The sequence below is a fragment of the Amycolatopsis sp. NPDC034160 genome (assembly GCF_055575355.1).
Genome location: NZ_JBVISU010000034.1, coordinates 1 through 20,261 on the forward strand (window position 1 = coordinate 1; position 20,261 = coordinate 20,261).

The 20,261-nt window shown below is 68.6% G+C and carries 17 protein-coding genes; 10 read left to right on the top strand and 7 right to left on the bottom strand.

Going from position 1 to position 20,261, the window contains the following annotated elements:
* Positions 1-223: 223 nt before the first annotated feature.
* The 5 genes from ACZ54P_RS38535 to ACZ54P_RS38555 all read left to right on the top strand — a co-directional run bounded on the left by ACZ54P_RS38535 (position 224) and on the right by ACZ54P_RS38555 (position 5,847).
* Positions 224-661, top strand: a complete 438-nt coding sequence (locus ACZ54P_RS38535; protein WP_465466558.1) for a PPOX class F420-dependent oxidoreductase — start codon at positions 224-226, stop codon at positions 659-661.
* Positions 662-972: 311 nt separating this feature from the next.
* Positions 973-3,477 (top strand): PQQ-dependent sugar dehydrogenase, encoded by a 2,505-nt coding sequence (locus ACZ54P_RS38540; protein ID WP_465466604.1) that lies wholly within the window; start codon positions 973-975, stop codon positions 3,475-3,477.
* Positions 3,478-3,692: 215 nt separating this feature from the next.
* Positions 3,693-4,304, top strand: coding sequence for an RICIN domain-containing protein (locus ACZ54P_RS38545; protein ID WP_465466559.1), 612 nt, complete (start codon positions 3,693-3,695; stop codon positions 4,302-4,304).
* A 131-nt stretch (positions 4,305-4,435) separates the two neighbouring features.
* Positions 4,436-5,302: a hypothetical protein gene (locus tag ACZ54P_RS38550; protein WP_465466560.1), complete on the top strand. Its 867-nt coding sequence runs from the start codon at positions 4,436-4,438 to the stop codon at positions 5,300-5,302.
* 35 nt (positions 5,303-5,337) lie between these two features.
* Entirely contained in the window at positions 5,338-5,847 is a 510-nt protein-coding gene (locus ACZ54P_RS38555) for an NUDIX domain-containing protein (RefSeq protein ID WP_465466561.1), read from the top strand.
* Here the strand turns inward: ACZ54P_RS38555 and ACZ54P_RS38560 are convergent.
* Complete coding sequence (locus ACZ54P_RS38560; protein ID WP_465466562.1) at positions 5,822-6,433, bottom strand: TetR/AcrR family transcriptional regulator; 612 nt, start codon at positions 6,431-6,433, stop codon at positions 5,822-5,824. The two genes, ACZ54P_RS38555 and ACZ54P_RS38560, sit on opposite strands and share 26 nt — an antisense overlap.
* Positions 6,434-6,518: 85 nt before the next feature.
* On the opposite strand from ACZ54P_RS38560, the gene ACZ54P_RS38565 reads away from it, so the two are divergent.
* Entirely contained in the window at positions 6,519-7,391 is an 873-nt protein-coding gene (locus ACZ54P_RS38565; RefSeq protein WP_465466563.1) for a sterol desaturase family protein, read from the top strand.
* Here the strand turns inward: ACZ54P_RS38565 and ACZ54P_RS38570 are convergent.
* Complete coding sequence (locus ACZ54P_RS38570; protein WP_465466564.1) at positions 7,388-8,392, bottom strand: glucosyl-3-phosphoglycerate synthase; 1,005 nt, start codon at positions 8,390-8,392, stop codon at positions 7,388-7,390. The genes ACZ54P_RS38565 and ACZ54P_RS38570 overlap by 4 nt on opposite strands.
* Positions 8,393-8,541: 149 nt before the next feature.
* Positions 8,542-9,453, bottom strand: coding sequence for a hypothetical protein (locus tag ACZ54P_RS38575; RefSeq protein WP_465466565.1), 912 nt, complete (start codon positions 9,451-9,453; stop codon positions 8,542-8,544).
* An 80-nt stretch (positions 9,454-9,533) separates the two neighbouring features.
* Here ACZ54P_RS38575 and ACZ54P_RS38580 point away from each other — a divergent pair, with 80 nt between their 5' ends.
* From ACZ54P_RS38580 to ACZ54P_RS38595, 4 genes are all read left to right on the top strand, one after another.
* Entirely contained in the window at positions 9,534-12,299 is a 2,766-nt protein-coding gene (locus ACZ54P_RS38580; protein ID WP_465466566.1) for an FHA domain-containing protein, read from the top strand.
* Between the two features lie 194 nt (positions 12,300-12,493).
* Complete coding sequence (locus ACZ54P_RS38585; RefSeq protein WP_465466567.1) at positions 12,494-13,708, top strand: glycosyltransferase family 4 protein; 1,215 nt, start codon at positions 12,494-12,496, stop codon at positions 13,706-13,708.
* Positions 13,702-14,409, top strand: coding sequence for a class I SAM-dependent methyltransferase (locus ACZ54P_RS38590; RefSeq protein WP_465466568.1), 708 nt, complete (start codon positions 13,702-13,704; stop codon positions 14,407-14,409). Before ACZ54P_RS38585 ends, ACZ54P_RS38590 begins: the two co-directional genes overlap by 7 nt.
* Positions 14,406-15,359: a prenyltransferase gene (locus tag ACZ54P_RS38595; protein ID WP_465466569.1), complete on the top strand. Its 954-nt coding sequence runs from the start codon at positions 14,406-14,408 to the stop codon at positions 15,357-15,359. Before ACZ54P_RS38590 ends, ACZ54P_RS38595 begins: the two co-directional genes overlap by 4 nt.
* 63 nt (positions 15,360-15,422) lie before the next feature.
* On the opposite strand, the gene whiA is transcribed toward ACZ54P_RS38595, so the two are convergent.
* The 4 genes from whiA to uvrC are packed head-to-tail and all read right to left on the bottom strand — an operon-like array spanning position 15,423 to position 20,261.
* The gene (gene whiA, locus ACZ54P_RS38600; RefSeq protein WP_034311722.1) at positions 15,423-16,412 is read right to left on the bottom strand and encodes a DNA-binding protein WhiA; all 990 of its coding nucleotides are present in this window, start codon (positions 16,410-16,412) and stop codon (positions 15,423-15,425) included.
* 18 nt (positions 16,413-16,430) lie between these two features.
* The gene (locus tag ACZ54P_RS38605; protein ID WP_465466570.1) at positions 16,431-17,408 is read right to left on the bottom strand and encodes a gluconeogenesis factor YvcK family protein; all 978 of its coding nucleotides are present in this window, start codon (positions 17,406-17,408) and stop codon (positions 16,431-16,433) included.
* Entirely contained in the window at positions 17,395-18,252 is an 858-nt protein-coding gene (gene rapZ, locus ACZ54P_RS38610) for an RNase adapter RapZ (protein WP_465466605.1), read from the bottom strand. The genes ACZ54P_RS38605 and rapZ overlap by 14 nt, the downstream gene beginning before the upstream one ends.
* Positions 18,253-18,302: 50 nt before the next feature.
* On the bottom strand, positions 18,303-20,261 hold the full coding sequence (gene uvrC / locus ACZ54P_RS38615) for an excinuclease ABC subunit UvrC (protein ID WP_465466571.1): 1,959 nt from the start codon (positions 20,259-20,261) through the stop codon (positions 18,303-18,305).

Below are 20,261 nucleotides of genomic sequence, written 5' to 3' on the forward strand. Positions count from 1 at the left end.
TCATTCTCGGCCCGCAACACCCGGATCGTCTCCGCCTGCGCCACCACAAGCGCAGCAAGCTCGTCATACGACGGACGCTCACCCCCGGACACGTAATGATCATCGCAGAACGACGACCACCACACGACCCGGGACCTGACTAGTTACCACGAATCGCCACTCACGACTCACCCGCGGGTGACCGGAACTGCTCACGACGGGAAGTCCCGGTAGCGTTCGGCCCATGCGTGAGATGAGCCGTGACGAGTGGTGGCAGTTCGCGAGCGAGGGCACCCGGACGGGCATGCTCGGCCTGGTCCGGGCCAACGGCGCGCCGATCGTGACGCCGGTGTGGTTCCTGCTCGATGAGGGCCCCGATGGGGACGAACTGATCTTCACCACCGGCACGGACACGCTCAAGGGGAAGGCGATCCGCCGCGACGGCCGGATTTCGCTGGCCGTCGACGACCAGAAGCCGCCGTTCTCGTACGTGCAGTTCACCGCCGAGGCCGTGCTGCACGACGACTACGACGAGATGCTCGAGTGGGCGACCCGGCTCGGTGGCCGGTACATGGGCGCGGACAAGGCCGAGGACTACGGCAAGCGCAACGCCGTCCCCGAGGAGTCCTTGGTGCGCGCGAGGATCACGAAGGTGATCGCGCGGGCCGACATCGCGGGCTGACCCCTCCTTCTCACTAGAACGCGTTCAGTCCTCTGGTTGCGGTACTTGCACGTGCAAGTACCGCAACCAGAGGACTGAACGCGTTCTGGCGTGACGCTCCGTGTTGATGGTGGTGAGCTATTGACACAAAGCACGCGCTGGTGTGTGATTTGACTCATAGATAGGAAGGTTTCCTAACTAAAACTCCCACTCCCCGCCGGGCTCGCCCGGTCCGCCGTTGTACCTCCCCGACCCCGACTCCACGCATGGAGGCACCAGTGGCACCCCGACCACCGTGGCGCGCGTTGTTCACCTGCGCCGCCGCAACGGCGATGGCCTTCGCCGTCCTGCCGGCCCTGCCCGCCGGCGCGGCGGCGACGGACCAAGAATCCGAGGCCGCGACGATCTCCCAAGGCGCCGTCGAAGCGAACCACGCGGGCTATTCCGGCACCGGGTTCGTGAACTTCGACAACGTCGTCGGCAGCTATGTCGAGTACACCGTGAACGCCGCGCGGGCCGGCACCCAGACACTGACTTTCCGCTATGCCAACGGAACCGCGATCGACAGGCCGGTTTCAGTGAGCGTCAACGGCACAGCCGCCGGCACCCTGTCCTTCCCCGGAACCGGCGCGTGGACGACGTGGAAGACCGTGACGAAGGACGTCGCGCTGACCGCCGGGGTCAACAAGATCCGTACCACCGCGACGACCGCGAACGGTGGGCCCAACGCGGACAAGCTCACCGCGAGCGGAGTGCTCGACGCCGAAGCGCCGACCCCGCCGAAGAACCTGGCCGCCAAGGACGTCAAGGCCCGGTCCGCCACCTTCTCCTGGGAGGCCGCGACCGACAACGTCGGCGTGGTCCGGTACGAGGTCATGCGCGGCGGCAACGTCCTGAAGACCGTCGACGGCAACACGCTCACCGCGACCGTCGACAACCTGACGCCGAACACCGCCTACGACATCTCGGTCGGCGCGTTCGACGCGGCCGGAAACCCTTCGCAGCAAAGCAATGTCGTGCAGTTCACCACTCCGCCCAGCGGGGACACCACGCCGCCGACCGTGCCGGGCAACCTGCGTTCGACGTCGGTGACCGCGAACAGTGTCTCCTTGGCGTGGAACGCTTCCACCGATGACAGCGGCACCATCGCCGGCTACGACGTCTATCAGGGCACCACAAAGGTCGCGACGACACCTTCGCTCGAAGCCACCATCACCGGGCTGACGGCGAACACGTCGTACACGTTCACGGTGAAGGCACGGGACCTCGACGGCAACGCGTCCGCGGCGGGCAACGCGCTCTCCGTCAAGACGGGCGGCGCTTCCGGCGGCGGGATTCCCGAGTACGACAAGGACATCACGAAGGTCGACCTCGCCTGGTCCGTCGACTTCCTGCCGGACGGCACGGCGCTGGCCACCGAACGCGACCGCTTCGAGATCCTGCGGATCACGCCGTCGGGCCAGAAGACCACGGTGGGCAAGGTTCCCGGCGCGGTCGGCACCAACGGCGAAGGCGGCCTGCTCGGCATCGCGATCTCGCCGAACTACGCCACCGACCACGCGATCTACCTGTACCACACGGCGTCCGGCGACAACCGGATCGTGAAGATGACCTACGACAAGGGAACCCTGTCGTCGACGTCGACACCGGTGCTCACCGGAATCGCCAAGAATCGTTACCACAACGGCGGAAGGCTGCGCTTCGGGCCGGATGGCAAGCTCTACGCCACCGTCGGTGACGGGCAGAACAAGGAAACCGCGCAGAACAAGGGTTCGCTCAACGGGAAGATCCTGCGGCTCAACCCGGACGGATCGGCGCCGAGTGACAATCCGTTCTTCTCCACCGGCGGAAACGCCCGGTACGTCTGGAGTTTCGGACACCGGAACCCGCAGGGTCTGGCGTGGGACTCCCGTGGCCAGTTGTGGGCGTCGGAGTTCGGCGACGGCACCCAGGACGAGCTCAACCTGATCCAGAAGGGCGGCAACTTCGGCTGGCCCCAGTGTGAAGGCACCACGGGCACCTGCGGTGGCACCGTCGCGCCGAAGAAGACCTGGCCGACCAGTTCCGGTGGGCCGAGCGGGATCGAAATCGTCAACGACTGGATCTACGTCGCGGCCGTCACCAGCCAGCAACTGTTCGCCACGCAGATCAATGCGGCGGGCAACGGCGTCGGCTCGGTGCAGTCGCTGTTCTCCGGTCGCTGGGGCAGGCTCCGTTCGGTCACCAAGACCCCGGACGGCGGTCTGTGGGTCACCTCGACCAACGCGGACAAGAACGGTGGTACCCCGAGCGCGATCGACAACGTGGTGGTACGCCTGAAGTTTCCCGGCGGCGGCCAACCCGGCGCGGTCAAGCTGACCAGTTCCGCGTTCGCCGACAACGCGTCCATCCCGGACAAGTACACCTGCGCCGGTGACGGCACCGCGGGTCAGGACACCTCGCCGCCGCTGGCTTGGGGTGCCGGGACCACGGGCGCCAAAGGCTACGCGGTCGTCTTCGCCGATGTGGCCAACAACGGCAACAAACTGCATTGGGCGATCTGGGACATCCCGGCGTCCGCGGCGTCACTGCCGGAAGGCCTGGGGTCAGGCTTCACCGTGCCCAACCAGAACGGCGCCAAGCAAAAGGCGATGGGCAGCGGATCGAATACACAGAAATACTTCGGCCCTTGCCCCGGCGGCTCCACCCACCCGTACACGTTCACGCTCTACGCGCTGAACACGGCGACGGTGCCCGGCCTGACCTCGTCCTCGACGATGGCGCAGATCGAGACGGCGATCAAGAACGCCTCGACGGCCAACGTCAAACTGCGCGGCAATTCCAAGGCCGCGACCTGAAACGCGGCTGGGGTGCCCGGAGCGGCGCCGGGCACCCCAGCCGTATCCACCGTGCACGTCGACGATCGCCACCTCGTCCGGGATTTCCCGTCGGGGTGGCGTTTTCGTGGGAAAGAACCTCATTGACGTGGCGGCGGCCGAACGGCAAGATCATGGTCAGCAGGTTGTCCTGGTCGGGGCCCAGTTGAGACACCTGCGGCGATCTGGGGAGCTAAATGCGTAGTCTCAAGCGATTTCTCGTGTCCGTGACCGTGCTGGCCGGATTCTCGGCACTGCTCGGCGCACCCGCCGCGCAGGCGGCGGACGAGCAGCAGCGTGTCGACGTCGGGCAGCTGTCGCTGCGCCCGGCGAACGTGCGCGGTGCCGGCTTCAGCGTCCAGCAGCAGGCGTACCTGCTCGGCCCCGCCTCCGACGAGAGCCGGTGCCTGGACGCGGATCTGGGCACCATCAACGGAAACGGCACCAAGGTTCAGCTCTGGACCTGCCTCATCGGCCCGGACAACACGATCCCGGCGAACCAGGCCTGGTACATCACCCAGATCCCCGAGGGGCACTACCGCTTCCAGAACGTCCACAGCGGACGGTACCTGGACGCCGACCTCGGCTCGATCGACCGCAACGGCACCAAGGTCCAGCTTTGGGACTACATGGCGGGCGGGACGAACCAGTGGTTCACCGTGACCGAGAACCCCGAGGGCTTCCTGCGGCTGCAGAACGTGCGCAGCGGCCGGTACCTCGACTCCGACCTCGGCACCGCGGGGCGTGACGGCGGCATCGTGCAGCTCTGGGAGTACGTGCCGGCGGCCAAGAACCAGTGGTGGTTCTGATACGAGCGGCCGCGCGGAGTCTTGCACTACTCTGCGCGGCCTTCACCATCGCGACGACCGGAGTCCAGGCAGCCCAAGCCGCGTCGATCCAAGACGCCGCCGACTGCTACTGGCGGCAGACCCACCTTCCGATGCCGGAGGGAATCGACTTCGCCTACGTCGGCGGCTCCGCCGGCACGGAGTGGATTGTCGCGAGCGGTAGCAACTATCCCGATCCCGACTACGGCATCATTTGGCATAACGAACAGCCTCGAATCATGCTGCGGTTCCGCGACGGCGGCCAGAACCGGCCCCGAGACATCAACGCGAACGGCACCGTGACCGGAGTGAAGTTCGGCCCGTCCGGCAAGCCGGAACCCTATGTGTACAAGACGTTCTACCGCTGGCTGCCGAAACCGGCGACCGGGAGCACCTACGCCACCTGGCTCAACGATCGCGGGGACATCACCGGTTTCATGGATGTCGACGGCGCCACGAAGATCGTCTACTGGCGAGCGGGTGGCACGGGTTACGAAATCCTCGGGGACGGCTTCCCGGTAGGAATTGACGGGACTGGGCGTGTGGTCTCCGGGTCCGGCGAGATTTACCACGCCGACGGCACCCGTGGCAGGCTCCAGGCCCCGGCCGGTCTCACCGGGATCGCCGCAGGGCAGTTCAACGAGGGTATGACGGCCGGCTACGGCACCGATGTGAACGACGAACGAGTGGCCGTGGTGTGGGATGCCATGGGAAACGTGGTCTCGACCATTCCCAACGCGACCGCGAGAGCCGCCAACCCACAGGGGCTCGTCCTCGGGATCACCGGGGCCTACGGCGGAGGCTCGGCGGAGGTCTGGCGAGATGGGGTGCACGAGGCCACCCTCGCCGGCCCAAGACCACAATTCGCAGACTCACCCCAGCCATTCAGCGCAAACGCCGATCTGACCTCGGACGGCGCGATTGTCGCCACACCGATGGGTCTGCCCCGACCTTCGTACTGGCGATGCGTGCCGTACTGATTTCCAGTCCTTCACCGGCCACTAGGCTTCGGCCGGTGAAGGACTGGAAGTTCTGCCCCCGCTGCGGCGCGGGCACCCGGCTCGCCGGGGCTGGTGCAGACGCCCATGTCGAGTGTTCCGCTTGCGGCTTCACCAAATACGACAACCCGCTGCCGACCACGGTCGGGCTCGTCCTCGACGGCGACCGGATCCTGTTGTTGCGCCGGGCCCATGAGCCCCGGAAGGGCTGCTGGGACACCGTCGGAGGCTTCCTTTCCGGCGCCGAAACCGCCGAGGAGAACCTCCTCCGCGAAGGACTCGAAGAAATCGGCTGCGAACTCCGGAACCTCCGGTTCGCCGGATCGTATCCGTCGGTCTACGGCGACACCGGCCTGAGGACGATCGGGCTGGCCTTCACCTGCGAACTCCCGCCGGACGCCGAAATCGGGCTGTCGGAAGAGAATTCCGCATACGCCTGGTTCCCGCTGAACGACCGTCCTCCGCTCGCCTTCGCCGACGGCGAGGCCGCCGCGGCCGCGCTCACCAGCCGAACAGGTTCCGCATGATCCGCGCGCACCGTTCGGTCATCGCCGCCGCGTCCTGATCGGGCTGGTCGATCCACCAGCTGATCAGGGAATCGACGACGCCGGTCCACACCTGGGCGATGGCCTCGATGTCACGCTCGTCGTCGAGCCCGCGTGATCGCATCAGCTGGCCGGCGCCGATCAGCGCGAACCCGTCGAGCCGGAAGCGGTAGCCGGTGGCGACCCCGGCGATCTCCCCCGTCGAAGGCACTGTCGGGTCGCGGAGCAGCTTCCACGCATAGCGGTCGTGGTCGAACGTCTCGAAGATGGCCGAAAGCACCGCCAGCGGCATCCGCTCCGGCGGCTCGCTCTCCCGTTCCATCGTCGCGGCGACGCCTTCGGTCAGCCTGTCCCCCGCTCGGTGCAAGCAGGCGAGGTACAGCCCGTCTTTCGAGCCGAAGTACTGATACAGCAAGGGTTTCGTGACGCCGACCCGGCGGGCGATCTCCACCATCGACGCCCCGGCGTACCCGGCCCTGCCGAACTCCTCCGTACCGGCACGCACGATCTGCGTTTCCCGCTCTTCACGGGGCACGCCCTTCGTGCCGACGGCCCTTGCTTCTGTCACGGCGGCTATCTTACCCTGAGGTAAATGACCCTAGGGTAAGTTACCGCAAGGTCAGATCGTGACGGCGAGTAGAGGGAGCGGTGCGGTGGCGGATTTCCTTGCCCATCTGAGTGACCCGGTGCTGATGGCGACACCGGTGTTCCTGCTGTTCGTCGCGATCGAGATCCTCGCGCTGCACGTACTGGGGCACGACGACAACGTCATCGGTTACAGCGTCGAAGACACCCGGACCAGCATGGCCATGGGCGCGGTGGCGGTCGTGATCAACGGCGTCTTCCGCATCGCGATGTTGTTCGTGTTCGCCGCGCTCTACCAGGTGGCACCGGTGAAATTCAGCCCGGACGACTGGTGGACCTGGGTACTGATGTTGCTCGGCCAGGAGCTCGTCTTCTACGCCTACCACCGGGCCAGCCACCGCGTCCGGCTCATGTGGGCGGGCCACCAGGTCCACCATTCGAGCGAGCACTACAACTTCTCGACCGCGCTGCGGCAGAAGTGGACCCCGTACTTCCAGCTGCCGTTCTGGTCGATCCTGGCCTTCGCCGGCATACCCCCGTGGATGATCCTCACCGGCTTGTCGATCGACCTCGTCTACCAGTTTTTCGTGCACACCGAGAAGATCCGGAAGCTGCCGCGCTGGTTCGAGTACGTGTTCAACACGCCTTCACACCATCGAGTGCACCACGGCAGCGACAAGGAGTACCTCGACGCGAACTACGGCGGCATCCTGATCGTCTGGGACCGGATGTTCGGCAGTTTCGTGCCCGAGGGCAAGCGGCCGACCTACGGGCTGACCAAGAACATCGAGACCTACAACCTGCTCAAGGTCGGCTTCCACGAGTACGGATCGATCCTGCGCGACGTCCGCGCGGCCGGATCGTGGCGGGACAAACTCGGTTACGTGTTCGGCCCGCCCGGCTGGCGGCCCGCGAAGACGCCGGTCTCCGCCGGACGCTAAGCCGTCCTCCGCAACGCGGGTGAGTTCTCCGGCCGGATCTCCGGCGGAAGGCTCTCCAGCGGCGGCCGCTGGGTGAGGGCGACGTCGGTGAGCACCAGCTCTCGCTCGACGCCTTCCCCTTCGCCCCGCCTGAACTGGGCGAGCGAGGTGGACGGCGGCGCCGCAGAGATCACGCGGCCACCACGCTCCAGCCGGTCCATCAAGGTCAGCATGATCTGCGCGGCCATCCGGCCGAGTGCCTGCGTCCCCTGGTGCCGGTGGGTCCGGTGGCCGAGGTCGACCTGCGCGAGCGCGTCCAGCCCGTGCAGTTCGAGCAGATCGATCAGATGGCCGACCTCGACGCCGTAGTGGGTGACGAACGGGATGCCTTCGAGCACTTCGCGCCGTCCGGCGTATTCACCGGCGAGCGGCTGGACGAACCCGGCGAGTTCCGGCCAGTACATGTTGAGCAGCGGCCGGGCGACCAGTTCGGTGACCCGGCCGCCGCCGTCGGGTTCGGTGCCCGCCGTTCCGATCAGCGGACGGTGGTAGAAACCTTTGACGTAGGCGATCGCCGGGTCGGTCAGCAACGGCCCCAGCAGCCCGGTCACGTAGTCGGCGGTGAAATCACGGAGGTCCCCGTCGACGAAGACGACGAGGTCACCGGTGGTTTCGGCGACGCCTTTCCAGAGCGCTTCCCCTTTGCCGGTCAGGCTGTCCAGTTGCGGGAACACCGCGTCCTGGGTGACGACCTCCGCTCCGGCCGCCCGCGCGACCTCGGCGGTGGCGTCGGTGGAATGGCTGTCCACCACCAGGATCTCGTCCACCAGGGGAACGCGTTCGACGAGTTCGCGCCGGATGGTGCCGACGATCGCGCCGACGGTCTCCTCCTCGTCGCGGGCCGGGATCACCACCGAAACCCGCGTGCCGCGTTTGGCGGCGGCCAGATCCGCCGCCCGCCAGTCGCCGGCCCGGCTGCTGCGCCGGGTGAGCCACGTGCCGACCTCCGCCGATACCCGCATGGCTGCCCCTTCCGTCGAAGATCACCTCGGCAGTGAGCTTCGAGGGACGCTGTTTCCATCCGCCGTCGCCGCGGAAACCGCCGCGTTACGCCTTCCGGGTGCAGGTAACGGTCGTGAGTGGCGATTCGGGTTAGAACACGAATCGCCACTCACGACCTCAGCGCGGCGGAAAGGACTTCGCCGGTGCGGCGCTTGGTCAGATAGAACGCCGCTTCGTGCGGTTTGGCCCCGTTGTCGACCGTGTAACCGCTGTCGAGGACGCCGTCCGCGCCGGGGAACAGCGGCGTGAGATCCGGGCGTGCGGCGACGAGATCGTCGCGATCGGCGAGGTTCACCCAGCGCGCGACACCGGGCGGAACGGACGGCGGCTGCGGCCGGGTCCGCTCGTAGACCACCGTGCGCAGGCCGAGCGGCGAGCCGAGGGTGAGCAGCAGCGGCAGCGGGCGGCCGTGCAGATGAGCGGCTTCGTAGGCGACGACGGAACCGAGCGAATGCCCGATGATGACTTCGGTCTCCGGGCCGATGTGCTCGGCGACGCGGTCCTGTACCCGTTTCCGGATCGTCTCGTCGGTGAGGTACAGCGTCACTTGTTTGAGCGCCTTGACCACCACGCGTTCGGCGAACGCGACCCCGAGGCGGGCGAACGGCCGCAGTCGCACCAGCGCGTTCAGCACCGGACGGGCGGCGGCGCGCACGCCCTGTTCTTCCCCGCGATCCTGCGTCAACCGGGCCAATTCGGCCTGAGCCCGGTGCCGGTCCGCCTCGCGGGCGGCTGAGGAAGCCGCGTTCCGCAGCCATTCCTCGGCCAGCGTCTCGGCGAGTTTCCCTTCCTCGGCGGTCAGCTCGTCCGCGCCACCCTGCTGACCGTCACGGCGGAAAAGGTCGCCGTAGAAGGCCATCCGCGCCGCGCCGGGCCGGGCGTCCCGCCAGAGGTCGTCGGCCAGCGCGGGGTCGCCGGCGAGCCGGACCCCGCCCGCCAGGCTCGGGAGCCATTCCGCTTCGAGGGTGTCCGCGGACTTCTGTTCCTGGGCGATGCCGTGCACCAGAACGATCCGAGCCACCGGCACCCCTTTCCGTATCGACACGCACAGTATCGCGCATGCCCTTGCCGGTGACCCTTCGATGAGACAAAGTGATCTCCGTGGGAGAACGGAGGTCACTGGTCGTCGCGTCGCAGTGCGAGGCGTTGAATCTGTTGTCGTTCCTCCCGGACGCGGGCCGTCAGGTCTCGGCGGCTCTGCTCGATCCCGGGATCGGCGGCTGCGTACCCGCTCTCGCGGACGGACGCGGACTCCTCGTCGACCCGACCATGGTCGAACTCGACGACGCGTTGGTCGAAGCGTTCGAGCGCGCGTCGGAGGACGAGGCGACGCTCTTCCTCTCTCTCGTCGGCCACGGCGAATACGCCGACGACGACTTCTACTTCCTCACCAAGGACACCAGCCTGCCGGTGGACAGCCGGAGGTCGTTCCTGTTCGCGCAGCGGATCAAGGAACTCCTCGGCCGCTACTCGATGCTGGACGGCCTGGTGATCCTGCTCGACACCTGCCACGCCGGCATCGGAGCGTTGCAGGCGGGCAGACGCTGGCTGCGGATCGTCGGCGAGGCGGGGAAACGGTTCGACCTGCTCACCGCGTCCGACGACCGCGTCGCGGCCAATGGCTGCTTCAGCCGCTCGCTGGTCACCGTGCTGCGCTCGGGACACGACAGCCTCGGCGAGCGCGTCCGCTGCGCGGATCTCAAACGGGTCATCGCCGGGCTGTGCCCCATGCAGACCGCGGTGCACCTGGGTTTCGACGGCACCCGCGAGGTGACCGAGGCCGATCAGGGACTCTGGATCGCGCTCAACTCCTCCCCCACGTGGCGCCGATCGCCGCTGGCAGGCAACCCCGCCGTCCCGCTGATCGAGCGGCTGACCGCGGGCTACCGGCCGGACCCCCGGCTCGGGCAAACCGTCGGGCACCTGCTCACCGGGGCGCGCCTGGTCGCGATCACCGGCGGCGAGCGGTCCGGGAAGTCGACCATGCTCGCCGCGCTGGCGCGACCGTCGGTGGCCGGCGCGTACGTGCCGCCGAACTTCCTGCACGCCGTACTGTTCGCCGCCCGCGGCCAGACCGCGGAGCAGCTCGCACGGGAGCTGGCCCGCCAGTTGCGGCGCACCGTTCCCGGTTTCAGCGAAGCGGGTGAGACGTTTTCGCACGGCCTCGACGATGAGGCGCGCAGTGGCGCGAGCGCTTTCGATCTGGCCCTTCTCGGCCCCTTGCGCACCCTCGCTCCACAGTGGACGGACGACCACGTGCGGATCGCGGTCGACGGGCTCGACGACCTCGACGCGCACGTCAGCGTCCGGCTGAGCGACTTTCTCCGGAGCTTGTCGGCCGATCCGGCGCTGGAGTGGGTCAAGACGGTGATGGCGACGCGTGAGCGGAGCAGCCTCACGGCGGGTGCCGTCACTGTCGACATGTACCCCACGGGACGTGATTGGGTGCGCGGTACACACCCGGATCCGGACCAGAGCCAGCCGATGATCGTCGAGTCGCGGCCGACGCCGGGACAAAGGCAACCGGGCGACAGTTCGCCCACCTCACCGAAGCTCACGCCCGGCACCTTGATCATCGACGTCCCCGGCCAGCCGCCGGTGAAGCACGAACTGTCCTACGGGCTCATCACCCTCGGCCGCAGCAGGAAGGCCGCGCTCCGCCTCAACGACTCGCGGGTTTCCCGGCTCCACTGCGAGATCCGCTGGGACGGCGAGACAGCGTGGCTGACCGACCTCGACTCCGCCAACGGATCCTTCGTCAACGGGCGCCGCGTGCTGAACGCCGTCCTGACCCACCGCGACGTCGTCCGGCTCGGCGATTCGACGGTCACCTTCATCAGCGTCACCCAGGAGGAAGCCTGGCCGGAGTCCGATGAGGACACCGGCGCGACGGCCGCGCCCCAGCCCGCGCGGGCGGTTCTCCTGGACCTGCTGCGAGTGGCCGCGGCACGCGGCCCCATCCCGATCTCGATCCTCGCCAGGGCGAGCGCGGCGAGCGGGGGCCCGGACAAGCAGGTCCACGTCCGCGACATCCTCGCCGAACTCGGTGACTCCGTCAGCCGGACGCAGGCGGGTCTGGCCGACGAAACCGTGCTGTGGACGGGCGCCCTGTCTTCACCGTTCCCCGACGTGGCGAGGCGGTTGCGACTCCGGCTGGCGGAGGCCGCCTCGGAGGTGGCGCCCGTGACCGGAGACGACGAGCCGACCCTCGAACAGAGCTATGCCGGCGCCAACGAAGCCGAGTACTTCTGGCTCGCCGATCTGCACGGAGACGCGTTGCGCGCCCTGGAGCGCCGTGCCTCCCCCATTCCCGTCGAAAACCGGGAGCGTTGGGCGGCGTGGGCACACCGCGCGGCCCGACGACTCGGGGAGACCGACCGGATCACGTTGCGCTGCAAGGCAAGGCACGCGACCTGGACAGGTAAGGCGGGAGACGCCGCCACGGCTCTCACGCGGTTCGAGGAGCTGTTGCCGACCGTTACCGCCACGCTGGGTGAAGGCGACGAAGACGTTCTGAGCGTCCGCAACAACATCGGGCACCTCCTCGCTGAACTCGGCCGTCTCGAGGAATCCCGGGCGGCGTTCGAAGCCCTGGTCTCCGACGCCACCAGCGCACTCGGCCCCGACCATCGCGAAACGCTGCACGCTCGCCATTTCCTCGCGGTGGCGACGGGCAAGACCGGGAACGGCGAGGAAGCCCTCCGGCTGGCACGAGACCTGCTGCCGCAGGCGAAACAAGCCTTGGGCGACGACGAGATCGTCGGCCACATCCGGCATAACATCGCTTTCTGGAGCGCCGAAATCGAGCACCCCCCCCCGTTGTTTCGGAGTATCGACAGCTCCTCGACGAAGCGACGGGACGGCTGAATGACCGGCATCCCGACGTTCTCGACCTCCGATTCGGCCTCGCCCTCACGCTCGCCAAAGCCGGTCAGGTCACCGAAGCCCTCTCGGCCTGGACCCGGTTGCTCGACGATTCCGTCGAAGTCCGCGGCGAACGGCATCAGGAAACCCGGAAGATCCGTGCGCAGCTCGAATACTGGGGCGCCAGGGAGTGAGCGGTGAGCGCGCTGCGGATCGCGCTCCTGACCTACCGGGGAAATCCTCGCAGCGGCGGTCAAGGGGTGTACGTCCGGCACTTGAGCCGCGAACTCGCCGCACTGGGACATCGGGTCGAGGTCCTGTCCGGGCCGCCTTATCCGGAGGTCGATGACGGCGTGCGGTTGACGAAGATTCCGGGGCTCGACCTGTTCGCGGAGCCGGATCCGTTCCGGACCCCGCGGCCGCGAGAACTGCGTGACCTGCCGTCGTGGGTCGAGTTCCTCGGCATGCGACGCGGCGGTTTCCCGGAACCGCTGGCGTTCTCCCTGCGTGTCGCCCGTCATCTCGCGAAGCGCCGGGGCGAGTTCGATATCGTCCATGACAACCAAGGTCTCGGCTATGGAACGCTCCATTGTGGACTTCCCACCGTCGTCACCGTCCACCATCCGATCGCCGTGGATCGGGACCTGAAACTCGCCACCGTCACCGGCCGGGAAGCCACGAAGGTCAAGCGGTGGTACGGCTTCGTCGACATGCAGCACCGCGTCGCGCGGCGGCTCCCCACGCTGACCGTGTCACAGGCCTCCCGCGCCGCGATCAGCCGTGAGATGGGCGTACTTCAGGAGCGGATCCACGTCGTCCCGCTCGCCGCGGACACGCGATTCTTCAGGCCACGGCCGGAAATCGAGCGCGTGCCGGGCCGGGTGGTGGCCACCGCCAGCGCCGACGAACCGTTGAAAGGACTCGAACACCTTCTGGCGGCCTGGGACCGGATCGACGGCGAACTGGTGATCGTGGGCAAACCGAAACCGGACGGCCCGGCCGCGCGGGCGCTCGCCAGGCTCGGCCCCGGCGCCGACGTCCGCTTCGTCACCGGACTGAGCGACGACGAACTGGCGCGCTTGCTCTGCTCGGCCGAGATCGCCTGTGTGCCTTCGCTGTTCGAGGGGTTCTCGCTGCCGGCCGTCGAAGCGATGGCCTGTGGCACCCCGGTGGTCGCGACGACCGGCGGGGCCCTTCCCGAAGTCGTGGGTGACGCGGGAATCCTCGTGCCGCCGGGTGACGCGCCCGCGCTCGCGGAGGTCCTCAGCAAGGTCCTCGGCGACGAACACCTGCGTGCCGATCTCGCGGCCCGGGGGCTGAAAACGGCGCGGGCGTTGAGCTGGCGGCGTACCGCCGAGGAGACCGCCGCGCACTACCGGCGCCTTCTCAGGCAGGAGCGTGCCAAGTGCTGACCGTCGATTTCGACCGGTTCCCCGTCGGCCCCGGCGACCGGGTTCTCGACCTCGGCTGCGGGGACGGACGGCACGCGTACGAGGCCTACAAACGCGGCGCGGACGTGGTCGCCGCCGACCTCGACGACACCGCGCTGAAGTACGTGCGCGACATGTTCGCCAACCTCGCGGAGGCGGGCGAGGCACCGCCTTCGGCGTCGGCGCTGGCCGTCCGTGCCGACGCGTTGCGGCTTCCGTTCCCGAGCGGCTCCTTCACCCGGGTGATCGTGGCCGAGACGCTGGAACACCTCCACGCCGACCGGGCGGCGCTCGCGGAGGTGAGCCGCGTGCTGGCGCCCGGTGGCCGGATGGTGGCGACCGTTCCCCGCTGGTGGCCGGAGCGGATCTGCTGGCTGCTCTCGGACTCCTACCACGAGGTCGAGGGCGGGCACATCCGGATCTACCGGCGCCGGGAACTCCTCGGCAGGCTCAGGGAAGCGGGGCTGCGGCCGACCGGTGGTCATCACGCGCACGCGTTGCACTCGCCCTACTGGTGGCTGAAATGCGCGGTCGGCCCCGACGAAGACCATCGGCTCTGCACGCTGTACCACCGGTTCCTGGTGTGGGACATCATGCGGAGTCCTCGACCGGTGAGATTCGCCGAGCGCGTGCTGAACCCGGTAGTCGGCAAAAGCCTCGTCGTCTACGCCCGCAAGCCGTGAAGGTCACCGCGGCCACCATCGCCGCCGTGCAACGGCCGGACGGTGGGATCCCGTGGCGGTCCGGCGGTCACCTCGATCCGTGGAACCACGTCGAAGCCGCCATGGGACTGGACGTCGCGGGGCTGCACGCCGAGGCCGAAGCCGCCTACGACTGGCTGGCGCGGAACCAGCGTTCCGACGGCTCGTGGGCGGCCGAGTACCGCGGCGACGGGATCAGTACGTCCACTATGGACACGAATTTCACCGCCTACGTCGCGGTCGGGGTCCGGCACCACTTTCTGCTACGCGAAGACCACGCGTACCTGGAGCGGATGTGGCCGGTGGTGGACAAGGCCATCGAGGCCGTCCTCGCGCGGCAGCAACCGTCGGGCGCCATCGCCTGGCGGGCCGATCCCGGCGTCCGGCTGGTCACCGGATGCAGCAGCATCCATCACGCGCTGACCCAGGCGATCGCCCTCGCGGCATCGCTGGGGCTGAGCCGTCCGCGTTGGCGGGACTCGGCTCGCCATCTCCGCGAGGCACTGATCGGCGAGCCGAGACTGTTCGCCGCGAAACCGCACGCGATGGACTGGTACTACCCGGTTCTGGGCTCGGTGGTGACCGGCCCCGACGCCACGGCACGGCTGGCCTCGGGCTGGAGCCGGTTCGTCGAACCCGGGCTGGGGGTGCGCTGCGTGCATCACGAACCGTGGGTCACCGGCGGGGAGACCGCCGAACTCTGCCTGACCCTCGCCGCCCGCGGAGAACGCACCCGCGCCGCCGAACTCCTCGCGTGCGTTGCCCGGCTACGGCACGAAGACGGTTCGTACTGGACCGGCTATCAGTTCGCGGACGACGAGTTCTGGCCGGACGAGCGCACCACGTGGACCGCGGGTGCCGTCCTGCTGGCCACCGCCGCGCTCGACGGCGACCCGGCCACCTGCGACGTCTTCGGCGAACACCGCGTTTAGTCCTCTAGTTGCGATCGATGCACGCGCAACTACCGCGTTCAGAGGACTAAACGCGAGGCGTGCTCAGGCCTCGTCCTCTTCCAGCATGTCCGGGGTCACGGCGGATTCGGTGTCCGGGATGCCCTGTTCCTTCGCCTTCTTGTCGGCCATCGCCAACAGGCGGCGGATGCGGCCGGCGACGGCGTCCTTGGTCATCTGCGGCTCGGACAGCTGGCCGAGTTCTTCGAGCGAGGCCTGCCGGTTCGACAGCCGCAGTTTGCCCGCGGCGAGCAGGTGGTCCGGCGCGGACTCGCCGAGGATGTCCAGCGCCCGTTCGACCCTGGCCGCCGCAGCGACGGCCGCGCGAGCCGAACGCCGCAGGTTGGCGTCGTCGAAGTTCGCGAGCCGGTTCGCGGTGGCGCGCACCTCGCGGCGCATCCGCCGCTCTTCCCACGCGAGCACACTCGTGTGCGCGCCGAGCCGGGTCAGCAGAGCGCCGATGGCGTCGCCATCGCGCACCACGACCCGGTCCGCTCCGCGCACCTCGCGCGACTTGGCCTGGATGCCCATCCGGCGGGCGGCACCGACGAGCGCCAGCGCGGCCTCGGGGCCGGGGCAGGTGACTTCGAGCGACGACGAGCGGCCGGGTTCGGTGAGCGAACCGTGCGCCAGGAACGCGCCGCGCCAAGCGGCTTCGGCGTCGGCGACACCGCCGGACACGACGGCGGCGGGCAGCCCGCGCACCGGGCGGCCCCGCTGATCGATCAGACCGGTTTGCCGGGCGAGGCCCTCGCCGTCCTTGACCACCCGGACGACGTACCGCGTGCCCTTACGCAATCCGCTGGAGGAGATGACGTGGACGTCGGACTGGTGTCCGTACAGTTCGTGGATCTCCTTACGCAGCCGCCTCGCCACCGAACCGGTGTCCAGTTCGGCCTCCACCACGACGCGGCCGGCCACGATGTGCAGCCCGCCCGCGAATCGCAGCATCGACGCGACCTCCGCGCGGCGCGGGCCGATCTTGGTGATCTCCAGCCGGCTCAGCTCGTCCTTCACGGCGGCGGTCATCGCCATCGCTGCCCCTCCATACCTTCAGCTCCTCCCCCGGTGAGACTCCAGAGCGTCTCGCATACAGCTCGCGAGCGCATCAGGATCATGCCGCCCCGTCACGACCGGGTCAGCCACCGCCCCCAGCAACGCCCGTGCGCCGAGTCTCTCGGCCGCTTCCCGTAACCGGGCTGGTGAGGGCACCGAGTCACGGTCCGCGATGACCGCGTCCACCCGCAATTCCGGGGCGTGTTCGAAGAGCACGTCCAGATGCTTCTCCGGAGAGAAGCCCGCTGTCTCCCCCGGTTGGGGGATCAGATTGAGAATGACGACCTTCGTGGCCTTCGTCCGGACCAGCGCGTCGTGCAGGTCCGGCACCAGCAGATGTGGCAGCACGCTGGTGAACCACGACCCTGGGCCGAGGAACACCACGTCCGCGTCGAGTACCGCTTCGATCGCCTCCGCGCAGCCTCGCGGCGGCCTGTCGGCCTGACCCGTCGGGTGCAGGCTGATCCGGTGCACCTGACCGGGCGTGGTCGCCACCGCCACCTGACCGCGGATCCGCCTGAGCGCCTCGGGATTCTCGGCGTCCAGCCCCGAAACCTCACCTTGGATTTCCAGCGGTTCGGGTGACATCGGCAGGACCCGGCCGGAGATCCCCATGAGCCTGCTCGCCTCGTCGAGCGCGGCGACCGGATCCCCGAGCACCTCGAACAACCCGGCCAGCAACAGATTCCCGACCGCGTGCCCGGCGAGCGCGCCGTCACCGCCGAAGCGGTGCTGGAATACCTCCGCCCACAAGGTCCCGCCGTCTTCGGCGGCGAACGCGGCGAAAGCCTGCCGCAGGTCGCCCGGCGGCAGCAGTCCCAGTTCCCGGCGCAGCCTGCCGGACGAGCCCCCGTCGTCCGCGACGGTGACCACGGCGGTGACCTGCGAGGTCACCCGGCGCAACGCGGTGAGGGTGGCGTGCAGACCGTGCCCGCCACCCAAGGCGACCGCGCGCGGTGCGCTACTCGCGGCCAAGGTCGCGGTGCACCACCTTCACGGCCATACCGTCCTCATTGGACAGACGCTGGGCGAGTTCCTCCGAAATGGCGACGCTGCGGTGCTTCCCGCCGGTGCAGCCGACGGCCAGCGTCAGGTACCGCTTGCCCTCGCGCTTGTAGCCGGCGCCGATCAGGCGCAGCAGCTGGTGGTAGCGGTCGAGGAACTCGTCCGCGCCTTCCTGGCTGAGCACGTAGTTGCGGACCTCGCCCTCGAGGCCGGTGTGGTCGCGCAGTTCCGGGATCCAGAAGGGGTTCGGCAGGAACCGGACGTCCATCACCAGGTCCGCGTCCATCGGCAGGCCGTACTTGTAGCCGAAGGAGAGCACGGTGACGCGAGTCTGGGTGCTCGACTCGGAGCCGAACGCGTCCTCGATCTTCGCGCGCAGGTCGTGCACCGAAAGCGACGACGTGTCGAGCACGAGGTCGGCCTCATCCCGCAACGGCTCCAGGAGCGTGCGCTCGGCGGTGATGCCGTCGGCGAGCCTGCCGTCACCCTGCATCGGGTGCCCGCGGCGGACGGCCTCGAAGCGGCGCACCAGCACCGCGTCGGTGGCCTGCAGGAACAGCACGCGCGGCTTGTACCCACGGGCGTCGAGATCCTTGATGACCGACGCCAGGTCGTCGGTGAACGCGCGCGACCGCACGTCCATCACGACGGCGACCTTGGTGATCGCGCCCCGCGCCTGCGCGCCGAGCTCGACCATGGTGGCGATCAGTTCGGGCGGCAGGTTGTCCACCACGAACCAGCCCAGGTCCTCCAGGCATTTCGCGGCGGTACTGCGGCCCGCCCCGGACAACCCGGAGACGACCGCGACCTCCATCCCGGAACCGCGGCCTTCTTCTTGCGCACTCACGATGGTCCTTTCCCCGATCACGTCGTCCCTGACTCCCCCGTCGCCACGGGCTCCCCTGCGAGCGCCGCGACGACCGCTTCCGCGGTGCGCCTGCCGAAACCGGGCACCGCCTCGATCTCCTCGATCCGTGCTTCACGGAGTCTCTTCACCGAGCCGAAATGCTTGATCAGCGCGGTACGGCGAGCCTGCCCCAATCCCGGCACACCGTCCAATGCGGACACCTGCAACCGCTTGGACCGCTTCTCCCGGTGGTAGCGGATGGCGAAGCGGTGTGCCTCGTCGCGCAGCCGCTGCAGCAGGTACAGCGCGTCGGAGGTGCGCGGCAGGATCACCGGATCGGGATCGCCGGGCAGCCACACCTCTTCCAGCCGCTTCGCCAGGCCGACCACGGCGATGTCGGTGATGCCCAGTTCGGAGAGGACGTCCGCGGCCGCGGTGGCCTGCGGACCCGCGCCGTCGACGACGAGCAGGTTCGGCGCGTAGGCGAACTTGCGCGGTTTACCGGTGTCGGGGTCGATGCCCGGCCGGTCCGGATCGACGGCGGCACCCTCGGCGTTTTCCTTGAGATATCGGTGAAAACGTCGGCGGACGACCTCGGCGATCGAGGCGACGTCGCCCTCCTCCGCGGCCTCGCGCAGCGCGAAACGCCGGTACTCGGACTTGCGCGGGATCCCGTCCTCGAACACCACCAGCGACGCGACGACGTCGCTGCCCTGGATGTGGCTGATGTCGACGCATTCGATCCGCAGCGGCGCGGTTTCCAGCGCCAGGTAGTCCTGCAGTTCCGCCAGCGCGGCGGATCGCGCGGTGAGATCCCCGGCGCGGCGCAGCTTGTGCTGGGTGAACGCCTCGCCGGCGTTGCGGGTCACCGTCTCCGCGAGCGCGCGCTTGTCCCCGCGCTGCGGCACCCGCAGGCTGACCCGCGAACCGCGCAGCCCGGAAAGCCATTCGCCCACCGCTTCGGCGTCGGCGGGCAGTTCGGGGACGAGCACCTCGCGCGGCACCGGCGACCCGAGGTCGGGATCGTCCGCGCGTTCGGCCTCTTCGCCGTAGAACTGCGTGAGGAAGTGGTCGACGAGGTCCTTGACGTCCATCTCCTCGGCCTTGTCGATCACCCAGCCGCGCTGACCGCGGACCCGGCCGCCACGCACGTGGAAGACCTGGACCGCGGCTTCGAGCTCGTCATGGGCGAAGGCGACGACGTCGGCATCGGTGCCGTCTCCGAGCACGACGGCCTGCTTCTCCATCGCGCGCCGCAGCGCGCCGAGGTCGTCACGCAGCCGGGCCGCGCGCTCGAACTCCAGCTCTTCGGACGCGGTTGCCATTTCCTGTTCCAGGCGGCGGATCAACGCGTCGGTACGGCCGGCCAGGAAGTCGCAGAAGTCTTCGACGATCGCGCGGTGTTCGTCGGCGGAGACCTTGCCGACGCACGGCGCGGAGCATTTGCCGATGTAGCCGAGCAGGCAGGGCCTGCCGATCTGGCCGTGCCGTTTGAAGACCCCGGCCGTGCAGGTGCGCGCCGGGAAGACCCGCAACAGCAGGTCGAGCGTCTCGCGGATGGCCCAGGCGTGCGCGTACGGCCCGAAGTACCGGACGCCCTTCTTGCGCGCGCCGCGGTAGACGTGCAGCCGGGGGAACTCCTCGTTCATCGTGACGGCGAGGACCGGGTAGCTCTTGTCGTCGCGGTAACGGACGTTGAACCGCGGGTCGAACTCCTTGATCCAGTTGTATTCGAGCTGGAGCGCCTCGACCTCGGTACCGACCACGGTCCACTCGACGCTCGCCGCCGTCGTCACCATCTGGCGCGTGCGCGGGTGCAAGCCGGTGATGTCCGCGAAGTACGAGTTCAGCCTGCTTCGGAGGCTTTTCGCCTTGCCGACGTAGATGACCCTCTTCGTGGCGTCACGAAATTTGTACACGCCAGGGGCGTCCGGGATGCTCCCCGGCGAGGGACGGTAGGTGGTCGGGTCAGCCAC